The organism is Bacillus hominis (assembly GCF_018332515.1).
Classification (GTDB): Bacteria; Bacillota; Bacilli; order Bacillales; family Bacillaceae_G; genus Bacillus_A; species Bacillus_A hominis.
Map to the genome: position 1 here is coordinate 21,066 of NZ_BOQD01000097.1, position 19,510 is coordinate 40,575.

The following is a 19,510-nucleotide window of genomic DNA, read 5'->3' on the forward strand; positions in this document are numbered from 1 at the left end:
TAAGAATATAAGGTTTATCCTTCTACTTGTAGGCTCTTAAAGAGTCTTTATTTATGAGGGGATAAAAGCTTCGCTTGATAAAGGGAGTTAGTGATATGGAAGTAGCAAAAAAACAAGGGTTGTATAATCGCCTTATACGATTAAATCCACCACAAATTTTAGCATTAGGCTTTTTTTGTTTAATTGTGGTCGGAGGATTGTTATTAAAGTTACCGTTTGCAACGAAAGTACATATTAGTTGGGTAGATGCTTTCTTTACAGCTACGTCGGCAGCGACTGTAACCGGTTTAGGTGTTGTAGATACTGCAAGTACGTTTACGATGTTTGGTGAAATTGTTATTATGTTTTTAATTCAAACAGGTGGTCTCGGCCTTATGACGATAGCCATTTTAATTGTTTGGGTATTAGGTAAAAAAATCGGTTTACGCCACCGGTTATTAATTGGAGAAGCATTTAATCAAACAAATATTGGTGGTCTTGTGAAATTAGTGAAACGAGTTTTTATTTTTTCTATTTGTATTGAGCTAATAGGAGTTATCTTTTTATCGATTCGCTTTATTCCAGAGTTTGGTTTTGGAAAAGGTTTATACTATAGTGTTTTTCACGTTATTGCGTCATATAATAATGCCGGCTTTGCGCTTTGGCCAGATAATTTAACAAGATATGTAGGAGATCCTATTATTAATATTGGGATTTGTTCTTTAATTGTAATAGGAGGATTAGGGTTTACTGTATTAATTGATATATGGTATAGCCGTAGTTTCCGAAAATTATCGCTTCACTCCAAAATCATGATTGTTGGAACGATAGCACTTAATATTATTGCGATGATTGTGATTTTTGTATTGGAATATAATAATGTGAAGACTTTGGGACACTTATCTTTAAATGAAAAGTTATGGGCTTCGTTCTTCCAAGGAATTACACCTCGTACAGCCGGTTTTAACACGGTAGATTATGGAGGGATGGAAGAGTCATCGATACTATTTACGATGGTATTAATGTTTATTGGTGCGGGAAGTGTATCGACAGGCGGTGGAATTAAGTTAACGACATTCGTTATTTTAATTACATCAGTTCTTTCTTTCTTTAGAAAGAAAGAGGATTTTGTTTTATTTCAGCGTACGATTAAAATGTCGACAGTAACGAGAGCGTTAGCAATTGTCGTTGCTAGTCAAATACTTATTTTTACAGCGGTATTTGTATTAATGCTTACAGAAGATTTTAGCTTTATTCAGTTATTATTTGAGACAATTTCAGCGTTTGGAACAGTAGGGTTAACGATGGGCATTACTGCGAAGCTATCGGCGTTTGGAAAATGTATTATTATGTTTGTTATGTTTTGTGGATTAATCGGACCGTTAACACTTGTTTTCTCTTTGGCACGACCAGCGAAACAAAAAATTAAATATCCATCAGAAGATGTATTTACAGGATAAGGTATCCCGCATAAAGCGAGATACCTTTTTCTTTTTAAAAAAGAGAGAACAATAACCCAATAAGCGCCACTCGGAATAAAATCGCAATGAGTGCAGCGATACCCCCTACAATGGCAGCGGTACCGCCAGTTACAGTAGCCCCACGATTATATGCGTAAATACCGAGTAAAACAGACACAAGACCAAACAGTGTTGGGAATGTGAATAGCGATAATATTGCTAAAGCAAGAGCAATAAAACCAGCAGTCGATCCAGCTGCAGATGATCTTACATCATCGTTATCTTTATCATCATAATCAATACGCTGTGGCGCAACTTCAGCTGCGTATTCTTCTTTATAGTCACTATAATCACTATCTATTCGATCTCTTTTTTTATATTCATCAAATTTCTCAGTCAAAGTAAGGACTCCTTTCATAACAAGGTTCAATAATAGTATGTTTCTCTTTACTGTTTTTATCCGAGCCTGTACAGGGAGTAATATCCAATTGGAAAGTAAAAATGTTTTTTCAAAATAGGAAAACTAAGTATGACTTCCTCTATTTTGGAAAGTATAAAAAAGAATAATGAGGAAAGGGTGCTGTACATAATGGAACATCCAATTGAAAATTTAATGAAAACAGCAATGACAAATTTAAAAGAGATGGTAGATGTAAATACGATTGTCGGAAGTCCGGTTTCAACAGCCGATGGAAATGTAGTATTAACAGTATCGCAAGTTGCTTTCGGTTTTGGAGCTGGTGGAAGTGATTTTAAAGGGGAATTTATTTCTGAAAAACATAATGGCGGACAAGGGCAGCATAAAGAGAACAAGCAAGTTCATCCATTTGGAGGCGGGAGTGGGGCTGGGGTTTCCATTAGCCCAGTGGCTTTTTTAGTAGTTGGTTCTAACGGTGTACAGGTATTGCATCTCAATAGTAGCACCCATTTAATCGAAAAAGCGTTAAATGCTGTACCAAGCACTGTAGATAAATTTGTGAACGGTCGCTAAAGGTGAACTTGCATTTTTTAGGAATTATGATATATTAGAAAAAGTGCGCTTAAGGACGATTGAAATAATTGAAATGTAAATATATATGATGTGTGAAATAAGGGAGAGGAATTTATGATTAATATCAAAAACTTGGTAGTCGGCTTATTTATGCTAGTAAGCGGATTTGTTGTATATGTAATAAAAGAAAAAGCTCCATTCTAAAACAGACAAACCGTTAATGTCTGTTTTAAATTTGTAAAAAATGTTGACAAGTTATTGTATTGGTGTTAAAATTTTAATTCGTGTCTCGGTTAAAGCTAGTGTAAAGTAAATAAATCTTATGAATATAATACGAAAAGTTTGCGAAAGATCGGGTAGTCTTACCAACAACTTTTGTGAACAAACCCTATAAATTGTATATGTAAGCTTTATATGTATACTAGTGAATCAAGGAGCGGTCAGTGGAACCGTAATGATGAGAGAGAGGTAGGGCTTTCATCCAGTATATGTTACTTTCCCGTTAGGTGAATATAAAAAAGAGGACTCCTTGTGAAAAGGAGTCCTCTTTCTTTTGTGTATTGTGATTTGTAAAAATTTAAATGCGACTTTCAACCTGCTGACAAATTTCATCTGTTGTTAAACCATGAGCTGTAATTACCGATCCTTTTATTGATGTATCTGCAATACCCATCATATTAGAATCTTGCCCAGTTACAACACAACAATCGCACCCTTGTGCATCGTGTTCTGAGTTAAGTGTAACGACTTCATGCCCATGTTGCTGAAGAGCTTGTTGAACATCTGTTAATGAGTTTTCAACGCCAATTCTAGCCATAATTCTCACCTCCTACCATCTAGTTGTTAGTATGCTCAAGTCCAAAGCATATATTTATGAAAAAGATGGTAGGAAGAGAATATTTATTTAGTCGTTATATACACCAGTAAGCATTTGACTAACGAATTGATCATTTAATGTATCTTGTGCTGAACTGTTATTAGATTGAATATCGATTGAAGCTGTATAGTTGTTATGTTTCCTGCTATGTGGTTCTACTTCAACGTAATTATCGAATTTACAAAACCCTTTCGTATCCATTAGATCAAATAGTTGTAGCATTTCTACTACCTCTTGTCTCGTTCCTTTAATTTGTACACACGCCATTGTTATTTCCTCCTTCAATTTGACAAATTGTTTTTTAAAAATAGGATTATGATTACTAAATGAAAAATATGAATGTTATTTTTAGACAGCGTTATTTTTGTTATTTTCCCCCTTTTTCACCAAAAGTCGTTGTATATTCCCGAATTTATAAATCGGACGTCCGTTTATTGAATACAATAGATTCGTATCAATTGGCGAAAACCCTTCTTTTAAACAAATATTTTTTTTAGTAGAATTTGGCGAAAAAAATTTTTTGACTTTTTGTAAACGTTAACAATGTTATTAAATCAATATAATCAAAGATGTACGTACGATTAAAAATTAAAAATTTTCTAAAAATTCACTTGATTTATTTGAAAAGGAGAGTAAACTAGGAAACAATAAAAAACTCATAGAACATAGGGGGCGCTTTCAAGTGAACGAGCAGTGGATTTTCTTAAATGGAGAATTTGTTCCAAAAGACGAAGCAAAGGTTTCAGTATATGATCATGGCTATTTATATGGCGATGGAGTGTTCGAAGGAATTAGGGTATATAGCGGTAATGTTTTCCGTTTGAGAGAGCATCTTGTCCGGTTATATGAATCAGCGAAATCCATCATGTTAGAAATTCCATATACGTTAGAAGAAGCAACGAAAATCGTTGTTGAAACGATTCGACAAAACAAACTATCTAATGGATATATCCGCCTCGTTGTATCAAGAGGACCTGGGAATTTGGGATTAGATCCCGACTCTTGTACGAAACCAAATGTAGTAGTAATTGCAGAGCAATTATCTTTATTTCCACAAGAATATTATGAAAAAGGGATTCCGATTATAACAGTTGCAACGCGTCGCAATCGCCCAGATGTTTTGTCACCTCAAGTAAAATCTTTAAATTACTTAAATAATATTTTAGTTCGCATTGAGGCGAAACTAGCTGGAGTACAAGAAGCACTTATGTTAAATGACCAAGGATACGTAGCTGAAGGCTCTGGAGATAACGTATTTATTGTGAAGGGAAATAAATTAATTACACCACCAAGTTCTGCTGGAGCGTTAGAAGGTATTACACGAAACGCGATTTTAGAAATCGGCGAAAAACTTGGATATGACGTAAGAGAAGAATTATTTACAAGGCACGATGTATATGTAGCTGATGAAGTGTTTTTAACAGGAACAGCTGCTGAAGTAATTGCTGTTACGACAGTAGATGGAAGAACGATTGGTTTAGGGAGAACAGGGCCACATACGAATCGTTTATTAGAAGAATTCCGTAAATTAGTTGTAGAAGATGGAGAGAAAATTTACGAAGAAAATAAAGTTGGATAATAGCTCTTTATGAAATGATAAAGCGTTGATAGGGAGGAGTAGTTGACTGTGAAGCCTCACAGAGAGTCGGTGGTTGCTGGAAACCGATGGTTCACGTCGACGAACATCACCCTTGAGTGCTAAGCTGAAGCGTTTGTTTAGGCTTAGACGGTAGCTCCGTTATTAGCTAGACTCATCCCGAGTCACTGAGGCAAGAGTAATCTTGCGAAGAAGGGTGGTACCGCGAAATCTTTCGTCCCTTCAGCACATAGCTGGAGTGTGGACGTAGGATTTTTTTATTTTATAAATGGTTTAAAAAAGGGGGCTTATAAGAAAAATGTCTTCAAAAACGGAAGAGAAACTGGCAACTGGTGCACAGCTATTGTTAGAAGCGCTAGAAAAGGAAGAAGTAGAAGTGATTTTCGGGTATCCAGGTGGTGCGGTTTTACCTCTATATGATGCGCTTTATGATTGTGAAATTCCGCATATTTTAACGAGGCATGAGCAAGGTGCAATTCATGCTGCTGAAGGATATGCAAGAATTACAGGGAATCCAGGAGTGGTAATTGCAACAAGTGGACCGGGTGCTACAAATGTTATTACTGGTCTAGCTGACGCGATGATTGATTCATTACCGCTTGTTGTATTTACAGGGCAGGTAGCAACAACGTTAATTGGAAGTGATGCTTTCCAAGAAGCAGATATTATGGGGCTTACGATGCCGGTGACAAAACATAATTATCAAGTGCGAAAAGCATCGGATTTACCCCGAATTATTAAAGAAGCATTTCATATCGCTAGAACAGGAAGACCGGGCCCAGTCGTAATTGACCTTCCGAAAGATATGGTAGTGGAGCAAGGCGAGAGATGTAGCGACGTACAAATGGATTTACCAGGATACCAGCCTAATTATGAACCGAATCTACTACAAATAAACAAATTATTACAAGCGGTTGAGGTCTCAAAAAAGCCATTAATTTTAGCTGGAGCAGGTGTATTGCATGCGAAAGCATCGAAAGAATTAACAAGCTTTGCTCGCAAATATCATATTCCAGTTGTTCATACATTACTTGGTCTTGGCGGGTTTCCGCCAGATGATGAACTATTTCTAGGGATGGGAGGAATGCACGGTTCATACACCGCAAATATGGCATTATATGAATGTGACTTACTTATTAATATAGGTGCAAGATTTGATGATCGTCTTACTGGAAATTTAGCTTATTTTGCTAAAGAAGCGATTGTCGCACATATAGATATTGATCCAGCGGAAATTGGGAAAAATGTGCCGACTGAAATCCCTATTGTTGCGAGTGCGAAGCAAGCATTAGAAGCTATACTCACTTTTAAAGAAGGGGAAGTAGATCACAATGATTGGCTTTCGTTATTGAATAGTAGAAAAGAAAAATACCCTCTTTCTTACAAAGAACATGCAGAACGTATTAAACCTCAATATGCAATTGATATGCTATACGAAATTACGAAAGGAGAAGCGATTGTAACAACAGATGTTGGGCAACATCAAATGTGGGCAGCCCAATATTATCCACTGAAAAATCCAGATAGATGGGTAACCTCTGGGGGATTGGGAACAATGGGATTCGGGTTTCCAGCAGCAATAGGTGCACAAATCGCAAAGCCTGAAGAACTAGTTATTGCAATTGTCGGTGATGCTGGATTTCAAATGACCTTGCAAGAACTTAGTGTGTTAAAAGAGCATTCTTTACCAGTTAAAGTTTTTATTTTAAATAATGAAGCTTTAGGGATGGTAAGACAATGGCAAGAGGAATTTTATAATAGGCGATATTCGCACTCCTTACTTTCATGCCAACCAGATTTTGTCGCACTTGCCAATGCGTATGGCATAAAAGGTGTTCGTATTGAAGACCCACTTCTTGCAAAGCAACAATTACAGTATGCAATTGAATTAAGAGAGCCTGTTGTAATTGATTGCCGTGTACTTCAATCTGAAAAGGTTATGCCGATGGTTGCCCCAGGGAAAGGGGTTCACCAAATGGAGGGAGTGGAAAAAAGGTGAAGAGAATTGTAACAGCGACAGTTCGAAATCAAAGCGGTGTGTTAAATCGAATTACAGGTGTTATGACACGTAGACATTTTAATATTGAAAGTATTTCAGTAGGTCATACGGAATCATCAGATATTTCGAGAATGACAATTGTTGTACACGTTGAAAATGAACAGCAAGTTGAGCAGTTAATTAAACAACTCCATAAACAAATCGATGTTCTGAAAGTATCAGATATTACAGAAGAAGCAATGATTGCTAGAGAGCTTGCACTTATTAAGGTAGCAACTTCTGCAGCAAGAGCAGAATTGTATAGTTTAATTGAACCATTTCGAGCCACTGTAATAGATGTTGGGAAGGATTCCATAGTGGTGCAAGTAACAGGTACTCAGGAGAAAGTAGAAGCGTTAATTGAATTACTTCGTCCATACGGTTTGAAAGAAATTGCTAGAACAGGTGTAACAGCATTTACACGTAGTATGAAAAAACAAGATAAACAAGTTATGTTAATTCAATAATTATTTAAAAAATAGGGGGAAATGAAAATGGCGAAAGTTTATTATGAAAAAGACGTAACGGTAAATGTATTAAAGGAAAAGAAAGTAGCAATCATCGGTTATGGATCGCAAGGCCATGCGCATGCGCAAAACTTACGTGATAATGGATTTGATGTAGTGGTAGGACTGAGGAAAGGGAAGTCATGGGATAAGGCGAAAGAAGACGGTTTTTCTGTATATAAAGTAGGAGAAGCGGCGGAAAAAGCAGATGTAGTAATGATTCTACTACCTGATGAATTACAGCCAGAAGTATATGAAGCTGAAATTGCACCAAATTTACAAGCAGGTAATTCTCTCGTTTTCGCGCATGGATTTAATGTTCACTTTGATCAAGTAAAACCGCCAGCTAATGTAGATGTATTTCTAGTAGCACCGAAAGGTCCAGGACATCTAGTGCGTCGTACGTTTGCTGAAGGGGGAGCTGTTCCTGCATTATTTGCAGTATATCAAGATGCAACAGGAATTGCGACTGAAAAGGCACTCTCTTATGCAGATGGAATTGGAGCGACGAGAGCGGGTGTACTAGAAACAACGTTTAAAGAAGAAACAGAAACAGATTTATTTGGAGAGCAAGCTGTACTTTGCGGCGGAGTGACTGCACTTGTAAAAGCAGGATTTGAAACGCTAGTTGATGCTGGTTATCAACCTGAACTTGCATATTTTGAATGTTTACATGAACTAAAACTAATTGTTGACCTTATGTATGAAGGTGGACTTGAAAATATGAGATATTCAGTTTCAGATACAGCGCAGTGGGGGGACTTCGTATCAGGACCACGCGTTGTTACTGAAGATACGAAGAAAGCGATGGGGGAAGTGTTAGCAGAAATTCAAGATGGCACATTTGCAAGAGGATGGATTGCAGAACATAAAGCAGGAAGACCAAATTTCCAGGCGACAAATAAGAAGGAAAATGAACATGAAATCGAAGTAGTTGGACGTAAATTACGTGAAATGATGCCTTTCGTACAGCCACGAGTAAAGGTAGGGATTAAATAATATGAAGCAGATTTTGTTCATGGATACGACGCTTCGTGATGGCGAACAATCACCAGGAGTTAATTTAAATGAACAAGAGAAATTACAGATTGCAAGGCAACTAGAGAGACTTGGTATTAATGTAATGGAGGCGGGATTCGCAGCGGCTTCTGAAGGTGATTTTCAATCGGTAAAACGTATCGCAAATACCATTCAAAGTGCTACGGTTATGAGTTTAGCTAGAGCAAAGGAAAGCGATATTAGAAGAGCATATGACGCAGTGAAAGGTGCTGTATCTCCTCGTTTACACGTATTTTTAGCTACGAGTGACATTCATATGAAATATAAGCTTTGTATGTCGAAAGAAGATGTATTAGATAGTATTCATCGCTCGGTTATGCTTGGGAAATCATTATTTCCAACAGTACAATTTTCAGCAGAAGATGCGACAAGAACATCGAGAGCGTTTTTAGCTGAAGCAGTAGAAGTAGCGATTCGTGCAGGAGCGAATGTAATCAATATTCCTGATACAGTTGGATATACGAATCCAGAAGAATATTATTCTCTTTTTAAATACTTACAAGAATCCGTTCCTTCGTATGAAAAAGCAATTTTCTCTTGTCATTGTCACGATGATCTTGGGATGGCAGTAGCGAACTCGTTAGCTGCAGTTGAAGGTGGAGCGTTACAAGTAGAAGGAACGATTAACGGAATTGGAGAAAGAGCAGGAAATGCAGCCTTAGAAGAAGTCGCAGTTGCTCTCCATATTAGAAAAGATTTCTATGAAGCAGAATCCTCTATGACGTTAAAAGAAATTAAAGCGACAAGTACATTAGTAAGTCGTTTAACAGGTATGATTGTACCAAAAAATAAAGCGATTGTTGGAGCAAATGCATTCGCTCATGAATCAGGTATTCATCAAGATGGTGTTTTAAAAGAAGTGACGACATATGAAATTATTGAACCGGCGCTTATAGGTGAATCTCAAAATTTATTTGTACTTGGAAAACATTCTGGACGTCACGCATTTACGGAAAAAATGAAAGAATTAGGCTACGAATTTACAAACGAAGAACGAGATGCGGTGTTTGAAGCATTTAAAAAATTAGCTGATCGAAAAAAGGAAATTACAGAAGAAGATTTACGGGCGCTTATGCTTGGTGAAGCAGCATTTTCGGCACAACAATATAGCATTACGCAATTGCAAGTACACTTCGTATCAAATAGTACACAGTGTGCAACGGTTGTATTAAAAGATGAGGAAGGAAATATGTACGAAGATGCAGCAACTGGTTCTGGAAGTATTGAAGCGATCTATAATGCAATTCAAAGAATTTTAGAATTAGAATGTGACTTAGCGGATTATCGCATACAATCTATAACGCAAGGTCAAGATGCACTTGCACATGTTCATGTTGAATTAAAAGAAGGAACTCATCAAGTATCAGGTTTTGGTGTTGCGCAAGACGTATTAGAAGCATCGGCGAGAGCGTATGTTCATGCGGCGGGAAAATTAAAATCTTTTATTACTCTTGTGAAGTAACTGTTTGATAAGTGAGGGACTCGTCCCTTACTTATCAAAATATATTTCTGAAAATTCAGATAAAAGGAGTGTTTTAATTGGAAAAACGTATCGTTTGTTTAGCTGGTGATGGTGTAGGTCCAGAAATTATGGGAAGTGCGAAGGAAGTATTGCATATGGTAGAGAGGCTATATGGACATCATTTTCATTTACAAGATGAGTACTTTGGCGGAGCTGCTATCGATTTAACTGGGCAACCATTGCCACAGCGAACGCTTGCTGCCTGTTTAGCGAGTGATGCGGTTTTACTTGGCGCGGTTGGTGGACCTCGCTGGGATCATGCGAAAGAAAGGCCGGAGAAAGGATTATTAGCTTTAAGGAAAGGACTTGGTGTATTTGCGAATGTTCGACCTGTAACGGTAGAAAGCGCAACTGCACATTTATCACCATTAAAAAACGCTGATGAAATTGATTTCGTTGTTGTTCGTGAATTAACAGGTGGGATTTATTTTTCTTATCCGAAAGAACGAACGGACGAAGTAGCAACAGATACACTTACGTATCATCGCCATGAAATTGAACGTATCGTTTCTTATGCTTTTCAATTAGCGAGTAAGCGGAAGAGAAAAGTAACATCTATTGATAAAGCGAATGTTTTAGAGTCTAGTAAGCTGTGGAGAACTGTGACGGAAGAAGTAGGCCTTCGTTATCCAGGTGTTGAATTAGAGCACATTTTAGTAGATGCAGCTGCTATGGAGCTAATTCGGAACCCAAGGAGATTTGACGTTATCGTAACAGAGAATTTGTTTGGTGATATTTTAAGTGATGAGGCTTCTGTATTAGCGGGGTCATTAGGAATGCTTCCATCAGCGAGTCATGCGGAAAACGGGCCATCTTTATATGAGCCTATTCACGGATCAGCACCAGATATTGCGGGGAGAAATAAGGCGAACCCAATTGCGATGATGCGTTCGGTTGCGATGATGCTTGGGCAATCATTTGGATTAACGAGAGAAGGATATGCGATTGAATCCGCAATTTCTGCAGTTCTTAAATCTGGAAAATGTACAGCAGATATCGGGGGAGATGAAACGACAACTTCATTTACGAAGGCAGTTATGCAAGAGATGGAAGAGCAAGCGCTAGTAGGGAGAGGACGATAATGGGAAAAAGATTACTAGATAAGCTTTGGGAGAGACATGTAGTTGCGACAAACGAAAATGGATTGGATTTATTATATATCGATCTTCATCTCGTTCATGAAGTAACGTCACCGCAAGCCTTTGAAGGCTTGCGGCTTGCAAATCGAACTGTCCGGAGACCAGAATTAACATTTGCAACAATGGATCATAATATTCCAACGAAAGATGTTTGGAATATTACTGATCGTATTGCGAAGCAGCAATTGGATACACTTCGTGAGAACTGTAAACAATTTCAGGTGCCATTAGCGGATATCGGTGATGAAGAGCAAGGGATTGTTCATGTTATAGGGCCAGAACTTGGGCTTACACAGCCAGGGAAAACGATTGTTTGCGGTGATAGTCATACGGCTACTCATGGTGCATTCGGTGCGCTAGCGTTTGGTATTGGTACGAGTGAAGTGGAACATGTATTAGCAACACAAACGTTGTGGCAACGAAAACCGAAAGCGATGGGCATTGAGTTAAAAGGAAAATTACAGAAAGGTGTTTATGCAAAAGATATTATTTTGCATCTTCTTTCAAAGTACGGTGTAGCAGTTGGAACTGGATATGTAATGGAATTTTACGGAGAGACGATTCATGCTATGGAGATGGAAGAGAGGATGACGCTTTGCAATATGGCAATTGAAGGGGGAGCAAAAGCGGGCATTATTGCACCAGATGAAAAAACATTTTCTTATGTAAAAGGGCGTAAATATGCACCGAAAGATTATGAATCTATTAAGAAAAAATGGTCGGAACTTTATACAGATTCAGATGCAGTTTATGATTTACATATTTCAATAGATGTTACGGATTTAGCGCCGTACGTTACTTGGGGAACAAATCCGAGTATGGGTGTTCGTATTGATGAAAAGTTGCCAGAAAAGCATGATGCAAATGATGAAAGAGCATTTTCGTATATGGGATTAAACCCTGGACAAAGTACGTATGAAATTCCAGTTAAGCATGTCTTTATTGGATCTTGCACAAATTCTCGATTATCCGATTTAGAAATTGCCGCATCTGTTGTGAAAGGGAGAAAGGTAAAAGACGGTGTGCGAGCACTTGTTGTGCCTGGGTCTAAAAGAGTAAGAGAAGCCGCGATGCAAAAAGGATTGCATCACATATTTGAAGAAGCTGGATTTGAATGGAGAGAGCCTGGATGTTCAATGTGTCTTGGGATGAATCCAGATCAAGTACCTGAAGGAGAACATTGTGCTTCTACTTCAAATCGTAATTTTGAAGGAAGGCAAGGGAAAGGGGCAAGAACACATTTAGTAAGTCCAGCTATGGCTGCAGCAGCTGCATTATATGGGCATTTTGTTGATATTAGAAAGGAGAGTTACGATGGAGCCATTTCGTATTCATAAAGGTACTGCCGCAGTACTTATGAATGATAACATTGATACAGATCAAATTATTCCGAAGCAATACTTAAAGAGAATTGAAAGGACGGGATTTGGAAAGTATTTATTTGATGAGTGGCGTTACGATAATGAGCGTCATGAAAATCCTAATTTTCCCCTTAATGCACAAGAACGAAAAGGAGCAAGTATATTAATTACAGGTGATAATTTTGGATGTGGTTCTTCAAGAGAACATGCTCCGTGGGCGCTTGCGGATTATGGTTTCCGCGTTATTATCGCCGGAGGATTTGCAGATATTTTTTATATGAATTGTATGAAGAATGGTATGTTACCGATTGTAATGGATAAAGAGATGCGTGAACAACTTGCCAAAACGAATGCGAGAGATCAAATGGAAGTCGATTTAGAGAATGAAGTAGTTACTACGAATACGCACAGATTTCATTTTACAATCGAGAAAATGTGGAAAGAGAAATTATTAAATGGTCTAGATGAAATTAGCATTACGATGCAATACGAACGAGAAATTGGAGAGTATGAAAGGGAGATAGCCTTATATTAAGAAATAACGGAATATTAAAAATGTATTTACATTCAGAATTAACTGTTATATACTATGTGAAAATCAGAGGAGAAAGGGAGTAAGTATTATGAAAACAATGCAATCCATTAAAATGCTTACACAACTACATCATCATACATGAAACCCTTGAACCTAACGTGAAAACGTGTAGGCACAAGGGTTATTCCCGTTGTACCTACACTCTACTAAAGAGCCTTGTAGGTATTTTTTCTACAAGGCTCTTTTTATTTTCGGTTTAGGTGAATGGAATGAGCATACATTAGAGAGGGAAGGGTGTGTGAATTTAGATGACAAAGTGGAAGCGTGCAAATCCGAATGGAACGAGGGATTACTTATTCGAAGAATGTACGTTAATTGAAGAAGTGGAACAAAAATTAAGACGGACCTTTTTAGATAGAGGTTATGAAGAAATAAGGACACCTACAGTTGAATTTTACGATGTTTTTGCATTTCAAAACAGGCCGATAGATGAAGAAAAGATGTATAAATTTTTTGATGAAAAAGGACGAATTATTGTACTGCGCCCAGATATGACAATTCCTTTAGCAAGAGTAATTGGAACGCAGAGACGGGACACTCCTCTTAAAGTGACGTATAGCGGAAATGTATTTCGGGCGAATGAGTCTCTTTCTGGAAAATATAATGAAATGGTACAAAGTGGTATTGAAATTATCGGGATTGATAATGTAAGAGCAGAAATTGAGTGTGTCATAAGCGTAATTCAAGCACTTCAAAAATTGAAGGTACAATCTTTTACAATTGAGATTGGGCAAGTGCAGTTATATAAATGTATTGTAAAAAAACTCTCCATTCATGGTGAAGAAGAGAGGGTACTTAGAACATATATTGAGAGTAAAAATTATGCTGGTCTCTCAAATTTTATTGAAGAAAAAAAATTAGATCGGTGTGATGAAACAGTAAGATTACTTGAGAAACTACCAAGGTTATTCGGGAGTTTAGATGTTATTGAGGAAGCAGAAAAACTCGCCTCAAGTAATGAAATGAAAATGGCCATTGCCAGAGTGAAAGAAATATATGAAACAATTGAACAGTTAGGATATGGATCTTACATATCAATTGATTTAGGTATGGTTCAACATTTGGATTATTATACGGGTGTTATTTTCAAAGGGTATATATATGAAATTGGAGAAGAGATTGTTAGTGGCGGAAGATATGATGAGTTAATTGGAAATTTTGGAGAGATGATGCCAGCTGTTGGGCTCGCGGTGCAAGTAAATCAAATTGTTAAGGCACTTCAAGAGCAGCAAGAACCATATAAACGAAAGAGAATAGATATTATGATTCATTATGAGTTAAATAGATTAGCAGAAGCGGAAAGGTTACGAAATTTACTTCAAAAGGACGGGAAGAATGCTCAGTTATCTTTATTCTCAAATTTAAACGATACTTTTCAATTTGCAAACAAGAATAAAATAATGACAGTCGTTGAGGCGAAGAGTGAGTCACTAGTGGAATATGTATGGAGAGAGAAATGGATCATCCAGAAAGAAGGGGAGGCTTCATGCGTAACATTCAAATTGCGTTAACGAAAGGAAGATTAGAAAAGCATGTTATTCCACTGTTTGAGAAAATTGGAATTGATTGTTCAGAGCTCAAAGATAAAGGAAGAAAACTTGTTTTTAAAAGTAAAAACACAAACATTTCATTTATTTTAGTGAAAGCGGTAGATGTTGCTACTTATGTAGAACATGGCGTAGCTGATATTGGAGTTGTTGGAAAAGATATATTAATGGAATGTGAGAAAGATATATATGAGATGGTGGATTTAGGAGTAGGCGTGTGTAAATTTTGTGTCGCTTCTATTCCTACGTATAATCCGAAGAGTTATCGAAAAAAACGAATTGCAACGAAATATCCGCACATTACTTCTACATATTTTCATGATAAAGGGGAGGATGTAGAAATTATTAAAATAGAAGGATCTGTAGAGATTGCTCCACTTCTAGGGTTGGCAGATGCAATTGTGGATATTGTTGAAACAGGAAAAACATTACAAGAAAACGGATTAATTGTATTTGAGGAAATGTGCTCTATATCAGCTCGAATGATTGTAAATAAGGCTGCACTGAAAACTAAAAAAGACGAAATATTCGGTATTATAAATATGATGGAACAAGAAATTTTGTCAGGGAAGTAGGGGGGGTAAAATGGAGATAGTTTATGAAGATTTCAAAGAGGCGTTATCCAAAATAAAACTGCTACGAGAAAGCGCTAATATAATAGAAGAAACTGTTCAAAGAAATGTTAGAGAAATTGTTCGAAATGTAAGAGAGAGTAAGGATGAGGCTTTATCTTTGTACACAAAAAAGTTTGATGGTGTAGAGATAAAAAATTTTCGTGTAAGTGCAGAAGAAATAAAACAAGCAAGTAAGTTTGTAGAACAAGCTTTTTTAGAAGCGTTAGAAGAGGCAAAGAAAAATATTGTCTCGTATCACGAAAAGCAAAAAAGACAATCTATGTTCGATTGCGTGAGTGAAGGGGTAATTAGAGGACAGCTCATTCGGCCGTTAGAAAATGTAGGGGTATATGTGCCGGGCGGGACAGCTTCGTATCCTTCATCAGTATTAATGAATGTATTGCCAGCAAAACTCGCAGGAGTGAAAAAAATTGTAATGGTAACACCGCCGAGGCAAGGAGGAATTGATCCGCATATTTTAGCTGCCGCAAGTCTTGCAGGTGTAGATGAAATTTATATGGTCGGTGGTGCTCAAGCAATTGCTGCTTTAGCATATGGAACAGAATCGATTCCGAAAGTAGATAAAATAGTTGGCCCCGGAAATTTGTATGTCGCTCTAGCAAAACGAGAAGTATACGGGATAGTAAATATCGATATGATTGCTGGACCATCAGAAATTGTAGTTATCGCAGATGAAACAGGAAATGCCGAATATATTGCTGCGGATTTATTATCACAAGCAGAGCATGATGTGAGAGCGACTGCTATTTGTATTACAACGAATGTACAGCTTGCTAAAGAAGTAGAAAGAGAAATAGAAAGACAGCTAGAGACGTTACCAAGAAGTGAAATAGCTCGTGAGTCAATAAAAAGAAATGGATCAATTTTTATTGTTCCTTCTTTAGAAGAGGCATTTCAATTATCAAATGAAATTGCTCCAGAACATTTAGAGTTACACATAAAAGAGCCAATGAATGCTCTAGCTTATGTAAAGCATGCTGGATCAATTTTTCTTGGTCCATATGCACCTGAACCGCTCGGAGATTATTTGGCGGGGCCGAATCATGTATTACCGACAAGTGGAACGGCAAGGTTTTTCTCTCCGTTATCCGTCGATGATTTTGTGAAAAAATCAAGCTTCGTTTCTTATACGGAAGAAGCGTTAAGAAGTGTACAGCATCATATTGTAGAACTTGCAAATAAAGAAGGTTTACATGCACACGCAAGAGCGATCCAAATTAGGTTTAAGGAGGAAGAATAATGCGCCAATCTAGTCAAGCACGTGAGACGACTGAAACAAAGATTAAATTAAGTTTGCAGCTCGATGAAAGTACGAGTGTTTCTGTGCAAACGGGAGTTGGTTTTTTTGATCATATGCTAACTTTATTTGCTAGGCATGGAAGATTCGGTTTGCAAGTTGAAGCTGAAGGTGATGTATTCGTTGATGCGCATCATACGGTTGAAGATGTTGGAATTGTACTCGGAACTTGCTTGAAAGAAGCATTGCAAAATAAAGAGGGGATTAACCGTTACGGCTCAGCATATGTACCGATGGATGAATCTTTAGGATTTGTCGCGATTGATATAAGTGGGCGCTCATATATTGTATTTCAAGGTGAATTAACAAATCCGAAGCTAGGAGATTTTGACACAGAATTAACGGAAGAATTTTTTAGAGCAGTTGCCCATGCTGCAAATATTACATTACATGCTCGCATTCTATACGGAAGCAATACACATCACAAAATTGAAGCTTTATTTAAAGCGTTCGGTCGAGCTCTTAGAGAGGCAGTCGATAAAAATGCCAATATTACTGGTGTAAATTCAACGAAAGGGATGTTGTAATTGATTGCAATTATAGATTATGGAATGGGAAATATTCGCAGTGTGGAACAAGCATTAAAATATATTGGAGCAGAGTACATCGTAACAGATGATAAAGAAGAAATATTGAGAAGTGATGGAGTTATTTTACCAGGAGTGGGCGCATTTCCGAAAGCGATGGACGTTTTAGAAGAAAAAAATTTAGTATATGTGCTAAAAGAAGTTGGGAAATCAGGAAAACCGCTTCTAGGCATTTGCTTAGGAATGCAGCTTTTATTTGAAAAAAGTGAGGAACTACAAGACTGTAACGGATTAAATTTACTGCCAGGTGTCATTCGAAAGTTAAAAGTTCCTTATAAAATCCCGCATATGGGGTGGAATGAATTAAAAAAAGAAGGAGAAATATCGCTTTGGAATAGAGTAGAGGACGGTTCTTTCGTATATTATGTCCACTCTTATTATGCAGATTGTCCGGATGAGATTGTGTATGGGGCAAGTGAATATGGAGTGAAGGTACCTGGTTTTGTAGCAAAAGGAAATATATTTGGCGCACAGTTTCATCCTGAAAAAAGTGGTGAAATTGGAATGCAAATGTTAAAAAATTTCAAAGGGGTGGTAGAAGCATGGAAATCTTCCCAGCTATCGATGTAAAAGAAGGGCGATGCGTAAGGCTGTATCAAGGAGAGTTTAGTAAAGAAACGGTGATGAATGAAGATCCAGTCGCACAAGCAATCATATTTGAAAAAATTGGAGCGAAAATACTACACGTTGTTGATTTAGATGGAGCAATTGCTGGAGAGTCAGTAAATTTACCTGTCATTGAAAAAATATGCAAGGCGGTGCGTATTCCGGTGCAAGTTGGAGGAGGTATTCGGTCACTTTCGGCAGTGGAGAAGTTGTTGTCAGTAGGTGTAGAAAAAGTGATATTAGGAACAGCAGCGCTATATGATAAATCATTTTTAGAAGAAGTGATTCGTCTATATAAAGAGCAAATCATAGTTGGAATTGATGCGAAAAATGGTTTCGTAGCAACGAGGGGGTGGCTCGATGTGTCTGAAGTTTCTTACATTGATTTAGCAAAGCAAATGGAAAGTTTAGGTGTTCAAACGATTGTGTTTACAGATATCTCAAAAGATGGGACGCTTGCAGGTCCGAACTTTGAACAATTAGAGTTACTGCAAAAAAGTGTGGGCATTCATGTGATTGCTTCTGGAGGAGTGGCATCTATTCAAGATGTGAAAAGATTAAATGATATGAATATATATGGAGTCATCATTGGGAAGGCACTTTACGAGAAAACGATTGATTTAGAAGAAGTGTTACAGGTTACAAAACTATGTTAGCGAAACGAATTATTCCATGTCTAGATGTGAAAGAAGGGCGGGTAGTAAAAGGTGTAAATTTTATAGGGTTACAAGACGTCGGTGATCCTGTTGAAATAGCCGCATTATATAATGATGCGGGAGCAGATGAAATCGTATTTTTAGATATTACTGCGACGCATGAAGGGCGAAAAACGATTATAGATGTTGTAGAAAAAACTGCTTCAAAAGTATTCATTCCTCTCACAGTTGGCGGGGGGATTTCAAATGTTCAAGATATGTACAATTTACTAAGAGCTGGAGCGGATAAAGTTTCAATAAACTCAGCGGCAATGCGAAATCCAAAGTTAATTCAGGAAGGTGCAGAACATTTTGGCTCACAATGTATTGTCGTAGCAATCGATGCTAGAAAAGTAGCAGAAGATAAATGGAATGTATACGTAAATGGCGGAAGACTTGATACGGGAATGGATGCAATAGAATGGGCGAAGCGCGTTGTCGAGCTCGGGGCAGGAGAAATTTTGTTGACGAGTATGGATGCAGATGGAACGAAAAACGGATATGATCTTCGTTTAACAGAAGCAATTTCAAACAGCGTTTCTGTTCCAGTAATCGCATCAGGTGGATGTGGTCATGTGGATCACATTATAGAAGTATTTCAAAAGACAACAGTTGATGCAGCATTAGCAGCATCAATCTTTCATTATGGCGAGGCCACTGTACAGGATGTAAAGAAAAAATTAAGAGAAGCAAATGTTGAGGTGCGGTTATGAAACCTAACTTTTCAAAAGGATTGATACCAGCTGTTGTTATCGAGGAAGATACGAAAGAAGTTTTAATGCTAGCTTATATGAATGAAGAAGCGTATGACAAGACGCTGGAAACGAAAAGAACATGGTTTTATTCCCGTTCGAGACAATCGTTATGGAATAAAGGAGATACATCGGGAAATGTCCAATATGTGCAATCACTTTATTTAGACTGTGATCAAGATTCAATCGTTGTTGTCGTAAAGCAAGTAGGGCCTGCTTGCCATACGGGAGAAAAAACGTGTTTTCACTACAAAATTATATAGGGGG

The 19,510-nt window shown here is 37.5% G+C and carries 22 protein-coding genes and 1 other annotated feature; of the genes, 19 read left to right on the forward strand and 3 right to left on the reverse strand.

Translation table 11 applies throughout. From position 1 onward, the window contains the following. The first annotated feature begins 95 nt into the window (after window positions 1–95). A complete protein-coding gene (locus KI356_RS11320; RefSeq protein ID WP_212935452.1) occupies window positions 96–1,439 on the forward strand; it encodes a TrkH family potassium uptake protein in 1,344 nt (447 codons plus the stop codon). A gap of 34 nt (window positions 1,440–1,473) precedes the next feature. On the opposite strand, the gene KI356_RS11325 is transcribed toward KI356_RS11320, so the two are convergent. Beyond that, window positions 1,474–1,839, reverse strand: coding sequence for a hypothetical protein (locus KI356_RS11325; protein ID WP_016104280.1), 366 nt, complete (start codon window positions 1,837–1,839; stop codon window positions 1,474–1,476). Window positions 1,840–1,968: 129 nt separating this feature from the next. Between KI356_RS11325 and ytfJ the strand changes: the two genes are divergently transcribed. Then, on the forward strand, window positions 1,969–2,430 hold the full coding sequence (gene ytfJ / locus KI356_RS11330; protein WP_128281707.1) for a GerW family sporulation protein: 462 nt from the start codon (window positions 1,969–1,971) through the stop codon (window positions 2,428–2,430). A gap of 114 nt (window positions 2,431–2,544) precedes the next feature. Then, window positions 2,545–2,634 carry a hypothetical protein gene (locus KI356_RS11335; RefSeq protein WP_000608227.1) on the forward strand — a complete coding sequence of 30 codons (90 nt, stop codon included), beginning with the start codon at window positions 2,545–2,547 and terminating at the stop codon, window positions 2,632–2,634. 373 nt (window positions 2,635–3,007) lie between these two features. Here KI356_RS11335 and KI356_RS11340 read toward each other — a convergent pair whose 3' ends face one another. After that, on the reverse strand, window positions 3,008–3,247 hold the full coding sequence (locus KI356_RS11340) for a YkuS family protein (RefSeq protein ID WP_002149532.1): 240 nt from the start codon (window positions 3,245–3,247) through the stop codon (window positions 3,008–3,010). Window positions 3,248–3,334: 87 nt separating this feature from the next. Continuing rightward, window positions 3,335–3,574 (reverse strand): DUF3911 family protein, encoded by a 240-nt coding sequence (locus KI356_RS11345; protein ID WP_212935453.1) that lies wholly within the window; start codon window positions 3,572–3,574, stop codon window positions 3,335–3,337. A gap of 415 nt (window positions 3,575–3,989) precedes the next feature. On the opposite strand from KI356_RS11345, the gene ilvE reads away from it, so the two are divergent. The 16 genes from ilvE (at window position 3,990) to hisI (ending at window position 19,506) form a co-directional block, all read left to right on the forward strand. Next, window positions 3,990–4,886, forward strand: coding sequence for a branched-chain-amino-acid transaminase (ilvE, locus tag KI356_RS11355; RefSeq protein ID WP_002011723.1), 897 nt, complete (start codon window positions 3,990–3,992; stop codon window positions 4,884–4,886). 16 nt (window positions 4,887–4,902) lie between these two features. Further along, window positions 4,903–5,129, forward strand: a binding site (T-box leader). 73 nt (window positions 5,130–5,202) lie between these two features. Beyond that, window positions 5,203–6,903 carry an acetolactate synthase large subunit gene (ilvB, locus tag KI356_RS11360; RefSeq protein WP_128281705.1) on the forward strand — a complete coding sequence of 567 codons (1,701 nt, stop codon included), beginning with the start codon at window positions 5,203–5,205 and terminating at the stop codon, window positions 6,901–6,903. Then, entirely contained in the window at window positions 6,900–7,409 is a 510-nt protein-coding gene (gene ilvN, locus KI356_RS11365; RefSeq protein ID WP_212935454.1) for an acetolactate synthase small subunit, read from the forward strand. The genes ilvB and ilvN overlap by 4 nt, the downstream gene beginning before the upstream one ends. 27 nt (window positions 7,410–7,436) lie before the next feature. Next, window positions 7,437–8,447 (forward strand): ketol-acid reductoisomerase, encoded by a 1,011-nt coding sequence (gene ilvC / locus KI356_RS11370; RefSeq protein WP_128281704.1) that lies wholly within the window; start codon window positions 7,437–7,439, stop codon window positions 8,445–8,447. Window position 8,448: 1 nt separating this feature from the next. Further along, on the forward strand, window positions 8,449–9,969 hold the full coding sequence (gene leuA / locus KI356_RS11375) for a 2-isopropylmalate synthase (protein ID WP_212935455.1): 1,521 nt from the start codon (window positions 8,449–8,451) through the stop codon (window positions 9,967–9,969). A 77-nt stretch (window positions 9,970–10,046) separates the two neighbouring features. Continuing rightward, entirely contained in the window at window positions 10,047–11,111 is a 1,065-nt protein-coding gene (gene leuB, locus KI356_RS11380) for a 3-isopropylmalate dehydrogenase (RefSeq protein ID WP_212935456.1), read from the forward strand. After that, the gene (leuC, locus tag KI356_RS11385; protein WP_212935457.1) at window positions 11,111–12,505 is read left to right on the forward strand and encodes a 3-isopropylmalate dehydratase large subunit; all 1,395 of its coding nucleotides are present in this window, start codon (window positions 11,111–11,113) and stop codon (window positions 12,503–12,505) included. Before leuB ends, leuC begins: the two co-directional genes overlap by 1 nt. Beyond that, window positions 12,483–13,064 carry a 3-isopropylmalate dehydratase small subunit gene (leuD, locus tag KI356_RS11390; RefSeq protein ID WP_212935458.1) on the forward strand — a complete coding sequence of 194 codons (582 nt, stop codon included), beginning with the start codon at window positions 12,483–12,485 and terminating at the stop codon, window positions 13,062–13,064. Before leuC ends, leuD begins: the two co-directional genes overlap by 23 nt. A gap of 308 nt (window positions 13,065–13,372) precedes the next feature. Further along, complete coding sequence (locus tag KI356_RS11395) at window positions 13,373–14,635, forward strand: ATP phosphoribosyltransferase regulatory subunit (RefSeq protein ID WP_212935459.1); 1,263 nt, start codon at window positions 13,373–13,375, stop codon at window positions 14,633–14,635. Continuing rightward, window positions 14,611–15,246: an ATP phosphoribosyltransferase gene (gene hisG, locus KI356_RS11400; protein WP_002202661.1), complete on the forward strand. Its 636-nt coding sequence runs from the start codon at window positions 14,611–14,613 to the stop codon at window positions 15,244–15,246. The genes KI356_RS11395 and hisG overlap by 25 nt, the downstream gene beginning before the upstream one ends. A gap of 10 nt (window positions 15,247–15,256) precedes the next feature. Then, the gene (gene hisD / locus KI356_RS11405) at window positions 15,257–16,546 is read left to right on the forward strand and encodes a histidinol dehydrogenase (protein ID WP_128281698.1); all 1,290 of its coding nucleotides are present in this window, start codon (window positions 15,257–15,259) and stop codon (window positions 16,544–16,546) included. Beyond that, entirely contained in the window at window positions 16,546–17,130 is a 585-nt protein-coding gene (gene hisB, locus KI356_RS11410) for an imidazoleglycerol-phosphate dehydratase HisB (RefSeq protein ID WP_002117469.1), read from the forward strand. The genes hisD and hisB overlap by 1 nt, the downstream gene beginning before the upstream one ends. Further along, complete coding sequence (gene hisH, locus KI356_RS11415; protein WP_128281697.1) at window positions 17,131–17,760, forward strand: imidazole glycerol phosphate synthase subunit HisH; 630 nt, start codon at window positions 17,131–17,133, stop codon at window positions 17,758–17,760. Further along, complete coding sequence (gene hisA, locus KI356_RS11420; RefSeq protein WP_212935460.1) at window positions 17,733–18,452, forward strand: 1-(5-phosphoribosyl)-5-[(5-phosphoribosylamino)methylideneamino]imidazole-4-carboxamide isomerase; 720 nt, start codon at window positions 17,733–17,735, stop codon at window positions 18,450–18,452. The genes hisH and hisA overlap by 28 nt, the downstream gene beginning before the upstream one ends. Then, a complete protein-coding gene (gene hisF, locus KI356_RS11425) occupies window positions 18,446–19,204 on the forward strand; it encodes an imidazole glycerol phosphate synthase subunit HisF (RefSeq protein WP_002117473.1) in 759 nt (252 codons plus the stop codon). Before hisA ends, hisF begins: the two co-directional genes overlap by 7 nt. Beyond that, window positions 19,201–19,506, forward strand: a complete 306-nt coding sequence (gene hisI / locus KI356_RS11430) for a phosphoribosyl-AMP cyclohydrolase (RefSeq protein WP_002117475.1) — start codon at window positions 19,201–19,203, stop codon at window positions 19,504–19,506. Before hisF ends, hisI begins: the two co-directional genes overlap by 4 nt. Window positions 19,507–19,510 lie beyond the last annotated feature (4 nt).